Origin of the sequence: uncultured Tateyamaria sp., assembly GCF_947503045.1 — a bacterium.
Taxonomy (GTDB): domain Bacteria; phylum Pseudomonadota; class Alphaproteobacteria; order Rhodobacterales; family Rhodobacteraceae; genus Tateyamaria.
On the sequence record NZ_CANNCF010000008.1, the window covers coordinates 39,467 to 57,615 of the forward strand.

Annotated in this window: 12 protein-coding genes; 1 reads left to right on the forward strand and 11 read right to left on the reverse strand. The window is 61.7% G+C overall.

Translation table 11 applies throughout. The annotated features are described in order from the left end of the window. Positions 1–35 precede the first annotated feature (35 nt). The 6 genes from Q1A89_RS21655 to Q1A89_RS21680 all read right to left on the reverse strand — a co-directional run bounded on the left by Q1A89_RS21655 (position 36) and on the right by Q1A89_RS21680 (position 9,625). Positions 36–2,165, reverse strand: coding sequence for a sulfatase-like hydrolase/transferase (locus tag Q1A89_RS21655; RefSeq protein ID WP_299733512.1), 2,130 nt, complete (start codon positions 2,163–2,165; stop codon positions 36–38). After that, complete coding sequence (locus tag Q1A89_RS21660; RefSeq protein ID WP_299733514.1) at positions 2,162–4,324, reverse strand: hypothetical protein; 2,163 nt, start codon at positions 4,322–4,324, stop codon at positions 2,162–2,164. Before Q1A89_RS21660 ends, Q1A89_RS21655 begins: the two co-directional genes overlap by 4 nt. Continuing rightward, entirely contained in the window at positions 4,321–5,232 is a 912-nt protein-coding gene (locus Q1A89_RS21665; RefSeq protein WP_299733516.1) for a phosphoadenosine phosphosulfate reductase, read from the reverse strand. Before Q1A89_RS21665 ends, Q1A89_RS21660 begins: the two co-directional genes overlap by 4 nt. Positions 5,233–5,241: 9 nt before the next feature. Next, positions 5,242–6,252 carry a hypothetical protein gene (locus tag Q1A89_RS21670; protein ID WP_299733518.1) on the reverse strand — a complete coding sequence of 337 codons (1,011 nt, stop codon included), beginning with the start codon at positions 6,250–6,252 and terminating at the stop codon, positions 5,242–5,244. Continuing rightward, positions 6,249–7,178 carry an alpha/beta fold hydrolase gene (locus tag Q1A89_RS21675; RefSeq protein WP_299733519.1) on the reverse strand — a complete coding sequence of 310 codons (930 nt, stop codon included), beginning with the start codon at positions 7,176–7,178 and terminating at the stop codon, positions 6,249–6,251. The genes Q1A89_RS21670 and Q1A89_RS21675 overlap by 4 nt, the downstream gene beginning before the upstream one ends. Before the next feature lie 197 nt (positions 7,179–7,375). After that, entirely contained in the window at positions 7,376–9,625 is a 2,250-nt protein-coding gene (locus tag Q1A89_RS21680; RefSeq protein WP_299733520.1) for a glycosyltransferase family 2 protein, read from the reverse strand. Between the two features lie 388 nt (positions 9,626–10,013). Here Q1A89_RS21680 and Q1A89_RS21685 point away from each other — a divergent pair, with 388 nt between their 5' ends. Next, positions 10,014–10,784: a class I SAM-dependent methyltransferase gene (locus Q1A89_RS21685; protein WP_299733522.1), complete on the forward strand. Its 771-nt coding sequence runs from the start codon at positions 10,014–10,016 to the stop codon at positions 10,782–10,784. Between the two features lie 57 nt (positions 10,785–10,841). Here Q1A89_RS21685 and Q1A89_RS21690 read toward each other — a convergent pair whose 3' ends face one another. From Q1A89_RS21690 to icmH, 5 genes are read right to left on the reverse strand one after another with little or no spacing between them, the layout of a single operon-like run. Further along, positions 10,842–11,711 carry a M15 family metallopeptidase gene (locus Q1A89_RS21690; protein WP_299733524.1) on the reverse strand — a complete coding sequence of 290 codons (870 nt, stop codon included), beginning with the start codon at positions 11,709–11,711 and terminating at the stop codon, positions 10,842–10,844. Positions 11,712–11,769: 58 nt separating this feature from the next. After that, positions 11,770–12,483 carry a protein phosphatase 2C domain-containing protein gene (locus tag Q1A89_RS21695; protein WP_299733526.1) on the reverse strand — a complete coding sequence of 238 codons (714 nt, stop codon included), beginning with the start codon at positions 12,481–12,483 and terminating at the stop codon, positions 11,770–11,772. After that, positions 12,480–13,148, reverse strand: coding sequence for a type VI secretion system-associated protein TagF (gene tagF, locus Q1A89_RS21700; protein WP_299733528.1), 669 nt, complete (start codon positions 13,146–13,148; stop codon positions 12,480–12,482). Before tagF ends, Q1A89_RS21695 begins: the two co-directional genes overlap by 4 nt. After that, complete coding sequence (gene tssM / locus Q1A89_RS21705; protein WP_299733529.1) at positions 13,148–16,729, reverse strand: type VI secretion system membrane subunit TssM; 3,582 nt, start codon at positions 16,727–16,729, stop codon at positions 13,148–13,150. Before tssM ends, tagF begins: the two co-directional genes overlap by 1 nt. Then, positions 16,726–18,141: a type IVB secretion system protein IcmH/DotU gene (gene icmH / locus Q1A89_RS21710; protein ID WP_299733531.1), complete on the reverse strand. Its 1,416-nt coding sequence runs from the start codon at positions 18,139–18,141 to the stop codon at positions 16,726–16,728. The genes tssM and icmH overlap by 4 nt, the downstream gene beginning before the upstream one ends. Between the last annotated feature and the right edge of the window lie 8 nt (positions 18,142–18,149).

The window sequence follows — 18,149 nt, forward strand, 5'->3', positions numbered from 1 at the left end:
GCGTCTTTCCCTGCTCGGGTGCTTTGATCGGTGCGTCACAGCGGGCCTGCCATGATCGCACTTTTGACGATGTCGGGTTTGGTTGCGACAAAGCGGATGTGTTCGCCGCCTGCGGTGGCGCAGGTGTCGCCGTTGTCCTGCAGGGTCACGTCGATGGGGCCGAGGATGTCCCAATCCGTCAGGTCCACATGCCCGTCCCTGAGGCCGAGGATGGTCTGGGGCAGGCCGGTGCGGCGGATGCGCAGGGTGATGTCGCCGCCGGTGATCTCGATGCGGTTCTGGCCGCCTTGCACGATCACTTCGGTCACGCCATCGCTACACAAGATGCGGTTTTTGCCGGAATGCGTGGTGACGATGTCGTGGCCCTTGCCGGTGATCACCGCCATGTCGCCGCTGCCGCCATGGATGCGGTTGTGCCCGTCTGCGGTCTCGATCCGGTCGCGGCCCGATCCGGCCCAGATTTCGCTGCCCGTATGGCCTGTCGTGACGTGGTTGTCGCCCGCGTTCAGCCGTGCGCGCAACTGGTCGAGATGGCCCAGAATGGTATCGTCGCCGCTGCCACAGTCGATATCCAAGAGGAACCGATTGTGTCCGCCGATGAAGTTGTAAAGGTTGCCGTGGTCGTTGCCGGTGACTCCGAAATAATCGGCCCCGGTCTTGTAATCCGCCGCCAGATACAGCCCCCGCACCCCGTCCGGCAGGCCGAGCGTGCCGTTTTCGCGCAATATGGCAAAGTTCTTGCGAAAGCCGGGGCTGGTATCTTGCGCGCTGAGGCTGCCAACCGAAATCGCGCCCTGTGCGGGCAGGGTGGTCGGCGGCAGCACCCCTTGGGTGACCGTGCAATAGGCGTTGGGTTCGGGTTCTGGTGTGTGCGTGTCGATGATTTCGAGCCCGTGGCGGCGGCAGGTTCTGACCAATGCGCGGTGCATGTCGGGGGTTGCGTCACCGCCTGAGAGGTCGTGCAGTTGCCAGGGATCGGTGCTGAGATCAAACAGCTGGGTCGAGCCGTCGAGATAACGGGTGTAGCGATACTTTCCCTTGCGGATCGAGGCACTGCCGAAAAAGAAGGTCGGCACGGCGCGGTCGGGATCGCGCGCGCCCTCGACCTGCGGGCGCAAGGATTTCCCGGCTGCGTGCTGCATCGGCGGACAATCGGCATAGTCGAGCACTGTCGGCCCGATATCGAGCAAGGCAACCGGATCGGTGATCGCGCGGCCCTCGGGTCGGTCGGGGTCGTGGATGATGATGGGAACGCCTGCGGCCTCTTCATACAGCGTATATTTTCGGAACCGGTTCTTGTCGCCGGGATGATACCCGTGATCGGCCAGCAGGATCACGATGGTATTGTCGGCATGATCGGAGGCCTTGAGCGCATCCCAGACCCGGCCCAGATGTTCATCCACATGGGTGAAGGCAGAAAAGTAGTTACGCACGCTTTTCTGCCAGAGGACCAGATCGGAACTGTCCATGTTTTCGGCCATGAACTGGTCGGCAAAGGCGTTCTTGTCATGCGCGTTCCAGGCTTCGGGCTGCAGGAACGAGGCCTCGTCATACATGTCCTTGAAGCGGGCGGGGGTCTTGTAAGGCGAATGGGGGTGGTAAAACCCGACCTCGCGGTAAAAGGGCGCGGGGCGGTCATACCCTTGCAGGAACTTGACGGCCGAGGCGGCGCTTTGTGCGTCGTAATAGCGGTCGTCAAAGCGTGGATCGGTGGTGCCGTGCCCTTTCATCAGCCCGCCATAGTTCTTGATCTTGGCGTTCTTACCGGGTCCGATATTCAGCGTCTCAGGGCCATGGGAATAAAGGACATTGTGGATCGCACCGGGCAGCGGTTTGAAGCGGTGATGCACCTTGCCCGCGTTCGAGCAGTAATAGCCGTCCTGTTTCAACCGGTAAGACCACATCTGTTCGGGACGCAGCACGTCAAAGACGTTGGTGTAGTTGTCGAAGATGCCCAGCTGGTGCGGGGTGAGGCCAGACATCAGGCTGGACCGGGACGGACCGCAAACCGGCACCTGACAATAGGCGGAGTGAAAGGCGGTGGATTGCGCGCAGATGCGATCAAGGTTCGGCGTCTGGAGTTCCGCGCCAAAAGCAGAGCGGTACTTCCAGTATGAAAACGCGTCATCGAGGCTGATCAGCAGGATGTTCTTGCGCGCGCTCATGCCTTGCCCCCCCGCGTGATCGCAACGCGCCCCGACAGGGCATAGCGGTGCAACGGGGTGCCCGGCTGCATGACGCTGGGGCGTGTCCACGCATCGCGGATTGCGCCGGTGTTGGCAAAGCGGTTTTCGCCGGTCGGGGCGGTGGCACCCCATGCGTAAGTGACGTGCATTGGCCCGTCCGGCAGGTCGCCGTCGAGGGTCAGGGTCGCCTCGTTTCCGCTCACCTGCACGCCTGCGATGGCGGGGCCTTCACTGCTGAGCGCAAAGCCGTGCGGGCCGTCGCCCAGCACCAACGGGGCGAGGGTGGAAAAGGTCACTTTGATCGTGCGCCCCATTGCTTGTGCTTCGCGCATCGAAGGGCAGTACCAGCGCCCGCCGTCTTGCACGATGGCCACTGCCAGCGCCTCGAGTTCATCCACCTCCATATTTGCGGCGGGGGTCAGCGTTGCGGGCATGTCGTCCATCAGCGGGTATGGATAGGTGGGAGTTGCAACGATCAGGCCAAGGGCCGGGTGGGCGATATCAAGCTGCCCTTCGGCGAGGATGACTTCTGACCTGCCATCGCGCGCGGTGCCGGCACTTTGTGAGGTGACGATCAGGGGAAAGCTCGCCTGTCCTGCGGCAACGGCGGCGTCATGGCGCAGGGCGTGCGCGACAGTTCCGTAGTGTTCGATGGCATCTTGCAGTGACGTGCCGGGTGCGCCGGAGAGGAGAGAGAGCGCGATGCGATCAAGATGAAAGCCCTTGTTCCAGCCTTGGAGGGCGTCGCGTGCGGCGCTGATCCTTTGGAGGAGGGTTTGGTAGAGCGGGCTTTCGGGCAGGGCCTCGTCCGCGACGATGCCTGCCTGCGGCTGCGACAGGGCGATGAGGGTGCGGTAGGCGTAACGTTTTTCGGCCGCGAGACGCTGTGTGGCAGCTCCGTGGGATCGCGCCTGACAGGGGGCCGCGCGCCCCGACAGGGCCTCGTCCACCACGTGATAGCGGAAATCCTCCGGCAAGGGGCGCGGCAGCCCGGCGCGACTGCCAAAAGCGGCGATGCCAAGGGCGAGCGGGTGGGTTTCGCCAAGCGTGACCTCGCGCCGTTCCTCGAACCCCATGACCCGCCCTTCGTATTGGTCGGAGAGGTAGCGAAAGCCGGTGGGTTCATCGCGCAGGGCCCAGACATTTCCAAGAGTGCGCGGCCAGCGCCGCCCGCCGAGGGCAGGGGCCTCGGGCCGGTCGGGAAAATCTTCCGGAACGGATGTTTGCGCTTTTGGCGGTGCGGGCGCGGGGGCAGGGGCCTGTTCCTCTTGGGCCTTGCGCGCACGGGTGCGTTTGCGAAAGGCGGCGACGAAATCTGCGGCGCGCGCGTCTTTGCCACGGGCGGCGAGGTGGCCCTCCATCCCGCGCCGGTAGATGTAGAGATCGCGGCGCGCGCGCAGTTTTGGATACCAGTCGGCGGGGTCCAGCGTGCCTGCGACAGCCGCGATCACAAGGTCATCAAGCAGGCCCAGCCGTTTCAGCGCGATGCCGATGTCATCCACAAGGCCAACGGCGCGCAGGGGCGTGATCCGCTTGGCCGGCAGGCGGGCGACATGCTGGGCGTCCTGCCGGGAAAAGGGGTCATAGGCGACATAGGCGCGTTTCGTGTTGGTCAGCGCGCGGGTGGCGTCGGAATAGGGCAGGGACCAGTCGGTGGGGGCCTGGGGTTTGAACCGATCCTCCCACGGGACGGATGTGGGGCGCAGCGTGGATTGCGGATCAAAGGCGATGATGGTGGCACTAGGGATGAGTGGCGCAAAGGCGAGGGCGGCAAATCCGCCGCCATGCTTGGCCGCGCCGAAAAGGGCGACATCCTTGAACCGTTTGAAGAATCCCAGATCGCGGAGTTGTTCGAGCGTCTGGATCAGGTGGGGATCACGAAACCATGTGTCCTTGGGGGCGAGAATGGCCAGATGGCTCCACCCTTTTTGGCGGGCCAGACGGTCGGTCCATGCGGGCCAGTCAAGTTCGGGGTGATCGGTGTCTTGCGCTTGCCCAAAGCTGATGATCAGCTGTTTTGTATCCCGCTCGCACAGCAGAAGCTCCGCCGTGCCGACCCGTTGGTGGAAATCCTCGCTGCGCTGATCGGCGGGAATTTCGGCGTACCACGCGGGCAGGGAATGCGGCGTGTCGCTCACAATTGATCCGGTCGTAGCGACTTGGCCGCCTGTTTCATGGCACGGCGGAAATGGGGCCGCTGGTCGTCGCCTGACATCTCGATCACCTTGCGGCACCAGCGGTGGATGAGCAGGGGATGCTTACGTTCGAGCAGCTTGTTCAGGACCGATTTCTGATAGCGCGGCAGTTCCTTGCGCGCGGTCATCAACTTGTAGATCTCGTACGCTTCGGGGCGGCCGTTCACGCACAACTCGACCGTATCCTTGAGCTTACCGATGCGATTAAAGGCGCTGGTCAGACCGTGGCCGAAATGGCGGCAGCGGATCTTGACCACGTTGTCGTTCTGATAAAGGGCCGCGTGCATCGCATCCTCGGCCACGTAGGGGTCAAAGAACAGATAGACCACCTCGGCGCTCGCCGACTGGTCGGGGCCATAGGAATAGCGCCCGGAAAAATCCTGTTTCCACGACCGGTGATAGCGGGTTTCCCAGCCGGAGGTGATCCGCCGTTCAAGCGTGGCCTGCGGGTTCATCGCCAGCACCTTGGCCCCGGGAGCGGCGGCGCAGAACACGGTGGCCGCATATCCGGCCATCGAAGTGCCGTAGAACACCACGTTGTCGAACTGGTCAAAGAACCCGGTGTCGCGCAACTCGTCAAAGAAATCATGCACCGCATCGTCGCGATACCACGTCCAGCCATGCGCGCCGATCCCAAGCGACGACCAGCCACGTGACGAGATGAACTGACTGCCCCACGGCATCCGATCGGCCACATCCTGACGGACGTCATCGAGGTTGTCGAAGGTCACCACAAGTGTCTTGTCGCCCTTGATGTACAACGCGTTGTGCTGGTCGCCGAGTTGGCGGAAAAAGCCGTGCTCTGCCCCCATCTCGGCCAGCGTATCGGCCCATGCGATGCGTTTGTTCATGCCACTATCCTATCCATCCTTGGGCGCAAACAACGTCGCCGCATTGTTCTGGATCGTATCGCGGCAGGTTTTTACAAATTGCTTATCGACGAGATGATCGCGGCAGATCTTGGTCATGGAGGACTCGCCCTTGAGCGCCTCAATCCCGATCTTGGCCTGAAATTCGGGGTCATTGACGGGGGCGTTCGACACTTTCTTTTTCGCCGGGATCGGGGCAGCGGCGGGGTCAATGCCGTGTTTGGCGATCAGCCCGTCCATGAAACTGCCCCGGCGCGGGGTGTTGTTTTCCTTTTCCTCAAGGCGCGGTTTCATTCGGCGGGCCCAGAAATGGACGCCGCGGGTCTGTTCGGTCAGCCGTTCCTCGATGTTAAAACGGGACATGATCATGTGGTTCCGGTCGGGGAACGAGATCGGATAGAACACGGTTTGCGGCTCTGCGTGCTCGATCTCGCCCGTTTTTTCGAGGAAGTAGGTGACTGAGGCCGGGCCGGTGAAGCCCCAGGCCTGTTCCGTCATGTGCACAGGGTTGCCCGCGTCCTTTTCAGCCTGCAATTCCTTTTGCTGCCACTTCTTCAGCCACGGCGCGATGGCGTATTCGTCCTTGAAGAAATCAAGCAAGCCCACGAGCGTCTTGGAATCCGATGGCAGACCCAGCACCGCGTTGCACACCTGACCGGGTTTTTCCCAGCCATAGACAAAGGGGCTGTCGAAATCGAAGGGGCGATAGCAGTACATATCCGCGTCCACCCAGATGCTGTCGGTCTTGGCCAGCAGGTGCAGGCGCCACATATCCGCATGGATCGCGGGGCTGCCGTTGCGGGCGTGGATCAGCATCGGTTCGGAGGGAAAGATGTCCTCCGCATCGCCCGCGTGGACCCCTTCGGGCAGGTTGGGGATGGGTGAATAGCTGTACAGGGTGATGTGGTGCCCCTGATCGGCAAAGGATTTCAGGCACAGTTGTTCTAGCCAGGACAAACGCCCGCCGATCCAGAGAGAGGCGATATTGGGAAGGGGTTTCATGCGTTTTCCCGCAGGTGCTGGCGCGCGCGTTGGGCGGCCTGTTTGAAATGGGGGGCGGGGCGCATCTTGAGGATGGAAAAGCAGTAGCGGATTAGCAGCCGGTGCTTGTCGCTGTCCTCAAGGTGCCGCAGCAGCGCCTTTTGATACATCTTTGAACCATGTCGCTGACGCAGCAGGTGGCGTACATCCGTCGGGCTGAGCGTGTCGTTGATCACACCGGCAACGATGGGTTTGAGGATGCCCATGTCGCGCCACATCGTCAGCATGCCGTGGCCCATGAACGGGCAGCCCATGTGGATCACGTTGGGGTTCTGAAACAGGGTGGCGTGCATAGCGTCCTGCGGCATACGGGAATCGTAGAAGATCCAGACCTTGTCTGCATCCACCGACATATCCGGCGCATAACCGTAGGGGCCGAAATAGTCGTGTTTCCACGAACGACGATAGCGGTGATCCCAGCCGGCGCGGTCGCGGTCCATGGTGGCCTGCGGGCTGATGGCGACCACCGTGGCACCGGGGCAGGCCGCAGAAAAGGCGGCCGCCGCATAGCCGCCCATCGAGGTGCCGTAGAATACGACGCGCTCGAATTTATCAAAGAAATTCTCGTCCCGCAGATTGTCGAAGAAGGCAAACATGTGCGGGTCTCGGTACCAAGTGGGCCCGTGCGCCATAATCCCCAGCGATGACCAGCCCTGCGCCGAGATGAAATCGACCGCCCATGGCAGGCGGTTGGGATCCTGGCGGACGTCATCAAGGTTGTCGAACACCACGACCAGCGTCTTGCCCAGTTCGCCCTCTTCGGGGATGTGGATGGCCTTGTGCAGGGGACCGATTTCCTCGAAAAACCCCTCCTTTTCGGCCCGCTCGGCCAGCGTTGCGCGCCACGCTTCGCGTATGATCTGCTTTTTCTGTTCGGACTTTGCCATCTCTTACGGGGCTTTCCTGCGCTGCTCGTCTGCCTTCGTGGCCATTTTGGCCTTATTATGCACTTTGTTTCCGTATTTGAAACAGTTCTGATGGGTGCAGTGGTGCCTCAATCAGCGGCTTAGCAAGGCAATGTGGCGGAAAATGGACAGGGTGCCGCTTTTGTCCGGGGCCTGCGATGCAGGCAAAGCATCAACCCCTAGTGCTGCGTCGATCCCTGCAATTCGACGGTAAAGAACCAGTCCTCGTCCTGCGGTTTCTCCACGATATCATCAGGCACCACGGCGGGACCGGACAGGAACACGTTGGCGCCAAAATGGGTGTGCAGCGTCGACAGCTTCTCCATCCGTGGGCTGGTCAGTTCAGCGTAGAAATTCGCGTAGTTCTCGGTTGCCTTGAGCGCGTCGATCTTCGCACGGTGGCAGGCGACGGAATGGGCATGGGCGGCGGCGATGTCCGGGTCGGCCATCAGGCGCGCCAGTTCTTCTTTCATGCGCGGCAGGCGGGACAGGATCGAGGTTTCAGCCTCGGCGTTGTTGTTCATCCGGAACCAGTAGGCGAGGCCCTGATCGCGATCCACATGGTTCACCCGACCCCGGTCACGCTTGACCAGAAAGCTCTCGGCTGAGCGCACCGCATAGTGGTTGAGCTGCACAAGATCATAACCATAGGTGTCCGTGGTCGAGCGCCACGCGTTGCGATAGACATCTGGCGGCATCGGCTTGCCCGACCCGTTGACCCAGTTGATGCGATCCCAGAACTGCGGCTTGAGGCCCTTGGGGCGGTGCACGCCCAGCTTTTTGAAGATGCCGTTGGTCAGGAACAGGGTCTTGAACCCCCAGGCCTGATGCGGCTTGCGCGCAAGTTCGGGGGCACACATCTGGAACTGTTCGGTGATGGGCTGATCGACGTATTCATGCACGTTGCCATTGCCAAACAGCCGCCATGTCATCGAAATCATGTTGGCGTCCGGGACGGCCGCGAACAGCGCATCGAGCGTGCCATCCCCCACCTTGATGTTCACATATTCATCGACGTCGATGCAGGTGACCCACTTGGCCTGTTTGATCACCTTTTCGCTTTCGGCGGATTGCAGTGCGGCGTGCTGGGGTTTGAGGCCCATGTCCTCGAATTTGTTGATCCGGTGCTGCACAATGCCTTTGGCCTGCAACATCTCAAGCATCGTGTCCGTGCCGTCGGTGCAGTCGTTGGTGTAGACGATGATGTCGTCAAAGCCGATGGAGCGGTGATAGGCGAGCCATTCGAGGATAAACGGCCCCTCATTCTTCATCGTGGTCACGATGGCGCAGCGCCCGCGCCCTTTCGGCACATTGTCGAGCTTGTCTTCGGGCATGCGCACGGGGTCATGGTCGAAGAGGTCTGCGGCGCGTTTAAGCAGTTCCTCGCTTTCCACCAGCGAGGATTTGGGCACGATCTTGGCCACCGCGCGTGTGGGGTGGCGCAGAGACATATGGCGGTAAAAGTGGCCGTTTGCGTCCTCGTCCGGCTCGCCATTGCCGATGCGCACGGGCCGCCAGACAGCAGTGTCAGGGGCGCGGTCGGGTGCGATGCAAAACCGTTTGCGCATTTTGGTGCGGTCAAATTGCACGCAGATATGATCGCCAAAGCGGATCGGATCGCCGTTGCGCACGCGCCACGGATAGCATTGTTCGCCCTGCAACTGGATCACCCCACCTTGGGCGCGCACGGCCGTGTCGAACACGGTGAGATCGCCACGGGTGATCAGATCGTAGACCTCCACATTGGCCACGGCGCGGGCGCGTTGCAGGAACCGTTCGCGGATGATTTCGAAGACGCCAAACGCACCCAGCGGGGCGGACCACGGATCAGGATCAGGCAGTTTCATCCGGTCCTTGCCGGGCGCGCCGGGTGCGCTGAACGGATGTCCTTCGGGCGGTTGGCCTGCTTGGCCGAGAGGCACATCGCTGCTCAGGATCAGCACGGTACAAGAGATCGCCTGCGCCGCGATGCCCGCCGCGAGGTCCTTGGCAAAACGTTTGTCACTGCCAGGTTTCGCCTGATCGAGCAGTACCACGCCCTCAAGTTCATGATGCGCGACGTGATAGGCAAGCCAGTCGAGCACGGTGTCCGCACTTTCCCCATTGCGCACCGAGGCAAGGCAGTTGAGGCCCTCGAACAGGTCGTGTTCGGGCAGGCTGGGCGTGATGTCGATGGGCTGGCCGTCTATTGTGATCGCGAGGGCTGCGTCATCGGGCAGGGCAAAGGTCAGAATGGGGGCCTCGCCGATGCTTTTGGCCGTCACGAGGGTCGCACCGGGTGGCGGAGTGACGGCAGAGGCCTGAACATTGGCATCGAAAAACAGGGTGAGGTGGCGCGCGTCGGTTGCCTGCGCAATCACCGCATCCAGCAGGGTGCCCCCGGGCACGGGTTGTGCGCTCAGTCGGCGATGCAGGACAGGATCGCTCATCCCCTGCGGGTCCGCAGCGGAAGGATGGGCGCGGGACGGAGGGCTGGCATAAAGGCGGGCACGATATATCCGAAACTGGTCTGTTGCGTGTTTACCCTGTCCGCACACATGTGGAAAGAGTCGGCACAGGGCTGTGCGGCGCATAGCACGCATGCCCCGCGTCTTCACCGAAAACCACCCGTCATTTTCGTAGCGTTTCGACTTAACTTTGAATCATCTGTGCGCTGCCTCTGCCGGTCGTCGGCCGCGAAAAACGACCAACCGTGTCTCAATGGGAAATCGAAACGCTTTAACGACGGGTTTTTCTGTTTATGATGCCGCGCAAATGGCCGTATGAGCCATGCAGGAGAGGGTGCAGTCATAGCACCGCAGAAATACAGGTTTTCATATGATTACGTTCGAAGATGCTATGCAGGCAATCGAGTCCGAAGCGGTCACAAGCCTCCGCATGGATGCGCTGGAGCAAGACGATTTCGTAAACCTCGTGCTGCAACGCTCGGAGGTGATCCGGGATCAGCCCAAGTACAATCGCTATATCCGGGCGTGGATGAGTGGAGATTCCACACCGCTCAATGATCTGATCGACCAGATAGGCCCCGAGGTGATTGCCCGGCGCGCGGCGGCATTTATTTATCTGGAATACCTGCAGTTGCGCCCGATTTTCGAGGCCAAGGCACCCAAGTCCATCGCCGATATCGGCTGTGGTTATGCAATGTTCGATCTGTTCCTTGCCCGCGATTTCGGCAGCGTGTTGCATCTGATCGATCTGGAAAGCAACGACACGCGCCATTTCGGCTTCGAAGAAGAGGCGGCCGCCTATTCAAGCCTGAAGGTCGCCAAGAAACTGCTGACCGACAACGGCGTTCCGGCCAAATCCATCAAGACGCTGAACCCCGAGAAACAGGATGTCCTCAAGCTGAAAAAGCTGGATTTCGCGTTCAGCTTTATCTCGTGCGGGTTTCACTATCCCTGGGACACCTACCGCGATTTCTTTTTGAAATCCGTGGCCCCGGATGGACGGATCATCCTTGATATCCGCAGCAAGGTGCTGAACGTCGCGGTGCGCGAACTGTCCGAAATCGGCTATGTCCGGTCGGTCGAGATGGCCGCAGGCAACACGGCAGACCGCGTGATGATCGCCAAGCTGGATGGGATTTGAAGTGACGCGCGGTATCCTGGAATTCACATAACTGACGTTATCGCCATTTCAGGCACGCTACAGCAGCCCGTCGGCAATCCACTTTTCGACGAGATCACGGCTGACTTCGAAATGCATGCTGTCCTCGCGGGAAAAGCCTGCGCCCCAATACCAGCCTTCGGCCCGGAAGAAATCGGCGAGGATGGTCAGGCCCAGTTGGGTCTTGCCGTCGCCCAGCCGGTCCAGCTTGCCATCAATGTTGAGATCGAGTGACAGGCCAAAGGCATGGGTTGAGGTTCGTCCGGGCGCGCCGCGAATGTGGCGCACGCACAAGGCCCCTGCCGTGTTGATGCGGGAATAGAGGTTTTCGTCCGTCGCCTTGATCTGGTCAAACACGCGGCCAAGGGAATCCAGTGCCGGTTGCAACATCCGCACCCGGACCGGGCCAACCTGTTGGGTCTTGAGCTTGGAGGCGAGGCGCTGGTTCGTCATCCCCTGACAGGTCGAGGTGAGGTTCTCGCGCGGCTTGCCGAACACGCTTTCGAGGTAGGAGGGCGAGGCGATCTGCAGACCCTTATTGAGGTTGCGCCGATTGGCGATCAGAACCACCTGCGCATGCGAGCCGCTGATCGAATCCACCCCGTCACCAATGAATTGGCCCTGATCCTGACCCCCACCTGTCGGGCCGGTGCTGGTGGGGGCCCGGTTCTCGAGCATCCGCTGTTCTAGCTGTTCGATCTGCACGCCAAGCGCTTCGATCTGGGCGCGCAGCACTTCGATTTCGATGCGCGCGCCGCTGTCGATGGCGGGGCCCGCAAATTCGGTGTCCCCATCGGATTCATAGCGGATTTCGGGCGTCGGGCGCAGTTGCAGGTAGACCAGCACGCCGAGGCCGACGACGATCACGCCCATCACACCCAGAATGATTGGAATGACACCCTTTTCCATACGTCTTGCCTTGCCCTCTTGTTCGCCCGACCGGGTGACCCCTGCCCCGGTTCTGATCCTAGTGGATGTCGATTACGATGATGGAGATATTGTCCGCACCGCCGCCTTCGAGCGCAAGATGCAATAAGGTCTCAGACACGGTTTCGATAGGTTCGCTGCTGAGGATCTTTTTCAGAATGTTGAAGGTCGCGTATTTGGTCAGCCCGTCCGAGCATAGCAAAAAGCGGTCGCCGGGCAGGATCTGGCCGCGGATCTTTTCCAGCTCCAGATCTTCGCCCACACCCACGGCGCGGGTGATGGCGTTGGACTGGGGATGCTGTTCGGCCTCGTCCCAGGACAATTCGCCTGCCAGCACCAGTTCGGCCACATAGGAATGATCGGTGGTCAGCATCTCGATTTCGCCTGCCTGCAGACGGTAAAGGCGGCTGTCCCCGGCCCAGAACGCGGCAAAGTGCCCTTCGGCGATAGCAAAGGTCACGACGGTTGATCCGATGGTGACGCCACCTTGGGCCGCGGATTCGGCTTGAATGCGCTCGTGGCTTTTGGCCAGCATGTCGCGCAGGGCGTGCAACAACTGCACGGGTTCCAGCGTCGGGTCGATCATGGCCACGGAATCGACCACGGTTTGCGATGCGAAATCGCCGCCCGCATGACCGCCCATGCCGTCCGCCACCACCCAGATGCGTTGGTCAGGCAAGGCGAGGATACTATCCTCGTTCACCTTGCGTTTGTGACCCACATGCGTGGATGCGGAATAGCGGATTGAAGTCATACTTGAGCCATGACGCCTGATGCGCTCCATAGGGCTGGGGAGAGATCGAAGAGCGCGCGCAAGTCGCGTCCCTCGGGCAAGGCGGAGGTGGCACGCATGCGGAAATCATCCCGCATCATCGTCGACCAGATGGCCGGTGTCGGCCCGTGGCTTTGGATCAGCGCCTGCGTGGCAAGCGCCTTGGAAAAGGGGATAGGCCCTGAATAGGGCAGGCTGGCCGATGTGGGTTGGCCCGTGGTCACCAGATACACGTCGGCCAAGGCAGCGGTGACACTGTCGCGGGTGCTGCTGTCTTCGAGCGCGTCGAGCGCGATGTTTTCCAGCTGATCGAACGTGCGCCCATTGGCGAGATGCGAAACAACCGTGTTGGGCGCGTCATGGCACATCGCAAGTGTCAGCGGATATTGCCGCCCCACCCGATCGACCGAAGCCATCAGGATGCCCGTCACCGCATGGCCCCCCGCCGCCCCGGCAGGCAGGGTAAAGCGCCAGATGGGGGCGGACATATAGGCGTCGGTCCACGCCTCGCCGAGCTGTTCGCGGATCTCGAGCAGGCCCTGCTGCAACCACGTGTCCCAGGCCTGCACAAACCCGGCAGGCAGGTTGACCCGCAGGAAATCACCCATGCCAGGGAATTTGCCGAATGCGCCAAACCCGTCCGACATCAGAACGACTTGGGGCAGCTGAATTTACCCAGTGCCGGCAGGGCAAAGGGGTTCAGCACCGACCCGGACTGAAGCTGGAAGATCGCGATACGCCCGCCCACGTTGAACACAACCCGGTTGCGGTCGCTGACATTGGTGCGGCGCACTTCGGCAGCACTCAGCAACCGAAACCAGGCCCAAGGCCCGTCCCGCGTCATCGCGTTCGAGGTGTTGTCGACGACAGGCTGCAGGATGATCCGGGCCGAGCCCACGGCACCGGGCCATGTGATGGCCGCCGGTTTGGGGGCAGCGGTGTGGGCATATTTGACCTCGGTCCCGTCGATATCCAGCAGCACCTCCTGAGCCTTGGGGTCCAGCGCCTCGGGTGTGATCTGGAAACTGACCGCCGGGGCCGCCCCACCTGCAAAGAAGGCATCGCGGATTTCGGCGGCATATTGCAGTTGTTGCAACACCGCGGGACTGATCCCGAGATCAGTGTCATTGACCCGTTTCCACGCCCACGGGCGCGCGCGCGTGTCCACATAGTCGCGCAGGTTCTCGTTAAAGAACCCGTCGATCAGCCCGTTCGGGGCAAAGAGGCGGGTAAAGTCGCCCATGGCCACATCGGCCTTGGCGCCGCGCGTGAACGGGTAACGGTTGGTCAGAGCCTGTTCGCAGAATGGCAGAACCTGAGCCTGCCATTGCGCATTGATCGAGGCGCGCGTGCCGTCAGCGGTGATGCCGGACGACCCGGACGAAATCTGCGTCGACCAGCGCTGGATCGGGCCCGGCAGGCGGTTGGCCATTTCCTGAAAGCGCACGATGGCGGTGGCCTCTCCGGCCCCTGCCCCAACGCCGCCCGCAAAGCTGAGTTTGTTCAGCTCTTGATAGACTTCGGTCAGGCGCGACATCAGCTCGGAGAGTTGCGAGGGCTGGCCTTCGATCTCTTCGGTGAGGGTGTGAAGCCAGGAAAAACGGTCCTCGACAAATGTTCCCGGTGGGGGCGGCGGTGCCGAATCCCCGCCCGCCGCGCCGACGCTTGAGCGCAGCGTGCCCAGCAGCAGTTGCGCACGGCTGGACAGCAGCGATTGCGCCTCAAGCGCGCCCACGGCTGTGGCCCCTTCGGCCAGTGCCGAGGCATCAACCGAGCGCGACTCGGTCAGCTTGGTCTCGTCCGAGATTGCGTTGAGGATGTTGACCAGTGGCGAGGTCGGACCCGAAAGCACGTTGGTCACTTCGACCGCGTGGCTCAGGCTTTCCATCGGGATGATGTCGATGTCACCCAATATCTGATCATAGCGCGAGATATAGTCGGTGTAGTACAGGTCGAGCACGTCCCGGCTCATCGCGATCAGAGCGGTTTCGGTCTGTTCCGCCGCGCCTCGTTCGCCCAGAACCCAGCTTTCGCTTTGCAGGCGTTGTGCAACGCCAAGTGCCTCGTCGAGAAAGACGTTGTTGAACCCGTCCCAGGTAAAGATACCCTCGACCCCTTCGCTGAGCGGCTTGCCCGAAGATCGCACGATGACACGGCTGATCGCGGGGCCGCCGATATCGGTCAGACGCCATTGCGGCAGCGCCTTGGCGCGCGGCGAATTGACGATCGAGTTATAGACACGCTGAGCCAGCGGCATTTCCGACAACAGGCCCTGGATCTGTTCGACCAGCGGCCCGTTCAGCGCAATTTCATCAAGGGGCGCATCAAGCATCGCGTCCAGATGCACGGTCAGGCTGTTGCGCAGCGGATCGCGTGTGGCCCCCTGAAAGGCAACGGACCAGTCCAGCTGCATCCACTCTTTGATGAGGTCGGTGTTCATTGGTCCCTGCTGGCCGAGCATCAGGTAGATTTTCAGGCTTTCGTAGAGGAAATCCGTGTTGTTCATGTTGGCCTGCATCTGGTCTTCAAGACGCAGCAACAGACGCGGCAGCAGATGTTCGTTCAGGGCCGCGCGATAGGATTGACCGGCCTGGTTGCCGATATGCTTGCCCTGATACAGACCCCATGTCAGCGACGTGTCTGGTTCCGGATCGCCTGCTGCCGGGTTGGCGGGCATGGCGCGCAGGATGTCGAGGGCGGGCACGATGCCGGGCAGGTCGCTGTCCTGAATCGGGCTGCCGGGGATTTGTGCCGCGGCCGCGCGATAGGCCTCGACGCTGTCGGAGGCTTCGGTCAGCAGGGCGGCATTGCCGATATAACTGCGCGCCCAGACGGTGGTCATGCCGATGCCGCCAGCAAGGGCGGCGGCGATGGCGACGCGTTTGGTCCAGCGATAGCGACGTTCGACCTTGTCATCGGCACTGACCAACCCGGCCTCGGGGAACATGACCCCCTGAAACAGCCGGGTGAGGAAGAACGAGCGGCCCGTGCCGCGCCCGGTCCCGATGGCCTGACGACCAATGCCAAAGGTGCGCGCCATGCCCATCATCAAACGGTCAATGGGCGTTCCCTCTTGCGTGCCGGATGCGAAATAGACGCCGCGCAGCAGGTGGCGTTTTTCAAAGCGGTTGTCCTGAAATACTTCGCCCAGAAACACCCGCGCGGTGGCGCGGACCGAGGCAACCTGCGCCGGAAAGCTGGAAATCAGCGCGCGGCGCTGGTGATCGGTTTCCTGCTGCATCCGCTCGAGCGATTGCGAGTTGAGCTGCGCCAAAAGCGTGCTGAATTCCTCGTCAAAGGCAGCCACAGGGGACAGTTCGGCCTTGGTTTTTTTCGGCAGCGGCAGAGTAAAACCCCAGACCTGTTCCCGCTCTTCCTTGCCCAGGTTGTCAAAGAATTCGGTAAATCCCGCGATCAGGTCGGACTTGGTGAACATGATGTAGACCGGGAACCGCACACCCAGCTTTTCGCGCAATTCATGCAGGCGACGGCGGATGGCGGCGGCGTGGCTTTTCTGACTGGCCTCGTCCTGCAGGGACAGGTCGGACAGGGACACGGCGACAATCGCGCCGTTGATGGGCTGACGCTTGCGGTGCTTTTTCAGGATCTTGAGAAAGCCGAGCCAACCTGCGTTGTCTTCGCTTTCGCCGCTGTCTTGGGTGGTGTAGCGGCCCGCGGTGTCGATCAGGACGGCGTCATTGGTGAACCACCAGTCGCAGTTGCGCGTGCCCCCTACCCCGCCGATGCTGGCGGAACCGGTAGATTTGGCCAGCGGGAAATTCAGACCCGAATTGACCAGCGCGGTGGTCTTGCCCGCGCCGGGGGGGCCAATGATCACGTACCATGGCAGCTCATACAGCGACCGGCGGCCCAGCTTGGATTTGCGCAGGGCGGTCAGGGCTTCGCGCATCTTGCCTTTCAGCTCGCCCAGCTCGGCCTTGACCAGTTCGTTCTCGTCATCGGAGTCGTCGTCGACGGATTCAACGATATCCTCTTCCATCTGCTTTTCGCGCTTGGCGCGGCGCAGGATGATCAGCAGGATCGTGGTCAGCGCCAGCAGGACGATGACGGCGATGGTGATCAGGCGGGACAGCACGCTGGCAAAGGGCGCGCTTTCGCCCATCACCAGAAACGGCCCGGCGAACCAGACCAGCAAGCCAAGGGCGATGGCGACGAACAGGGTGATGTTGATGCCTGCGCCGAAACGGAAAAGTCTGCGAAGAATCATGTGGCGTCCTCCCGGACGAGAACGATTTCGATGCGCCGGTTCTTGGCCCGTCCCTCGCGTGTTCCGTTATCCGCGATGGGGTCCTTGTCGGCGACACCTTCGGCCTTCAGGCGGCTGGGATCGCCCAACTGGTCGGCCAGCTTGCGCATGACCGCCTCGGCGCGGGCCAGTGACAGGGCCTGGTTCGATGGAAAACGGGATGAGCGGATTGGCACGTTGTCCGAATGGCCGACAACGATGATCGGGCCGGACGTGTCGTTGAGGGCTTGCGCCACCTTTTCCAGTGGTCCGCGGAAAGAGGGCTGCAACACATCCGAGCCAGAGCCGAACATGCCCGACCCTGCAAGGCGGACCGTGATGGTTTGCTGATCCTGAAACGCCTCGACGATGCCAGCAGCCATTTCCGGTTCAAGAAAGCCCTTCACCCGGTTCAACTGCGCCTCTGGCGGCGGGGGTGGCGGTGGCGGGGGTGGCGCGCGGCGGAAGAGTTCGGCCACGTTGCCGGAATCGAGCACCGATAGCTGCCCCAGCACCCGGTCAGTCGAGCGGTTCAGCACCCAAGACAGCGACAGGAACACGGTCAGCATGACCAGCGCCACGGTGGCTGTGGTGATCCAGAGCGGTTTCCAGATCGACAGAACCTTGTGCGGTTTGTCCTCGCCCTTCCAGTGGGGCGACAAATCCTTTTCCACGGGGCCGCGTTGGGCGCGGATGATGCGGGCAAGGCCTGCGCGGATTTGCAGATGCTTGTCGGTGCCGTGCTGTTCGACGCGCAAACGCCCCTCAAAGCCGAGCGAAAGGCACATATAGAGGAATTCGAGCAGGTCGATATTGTTGGCGGCCTCTTTTTCCAACCGCGCGAGCAGGTCGAAAAAGCGGTCCCCGCCCACGGTTTCCTTGTGGAACGTGCCCACCATCGATTGTTGGGCCCAGATCGACTGACCACCCCATGGCGTGTTCAGCACCACGTCATCGAGCGTGGCGCAAATCGCGTAGCGGGCAATCTTGACGTCCTGCGCATCCACACCGGCCTGCAGGGCGCGGTTTTCGAATTCGCGCACCTCGGCCACAACCGAGCGACGCAGTTTTTCCGGGTCCATGTGCTGGGCGCGGTTGCGAATGCGGCTGACCAGCGAAAACAGGGTGGCACCGGCGGCATTGATCCGGTTCATGCCGGTCATGCCCTGTTCGACCGAGGGTTCGGTCAGGCTGGCTTCGGGGGCCTGGGCCTGCGGGATGCCCATGGGCTGGCCGCCGCCATAAGGGTTGGCTTGAGGCGGCGCTGCAGGCGTGCCAAAATCGGGGCTGGGCGTTGCCGGTTTGGGGGCAATATCGCGACGGCCACCGGGATTGGGCCGAATGACCGTGCGGTCGGCATCATCGGGTTCTGCAAATGGGTCGTTATCGGACATTCATCTCA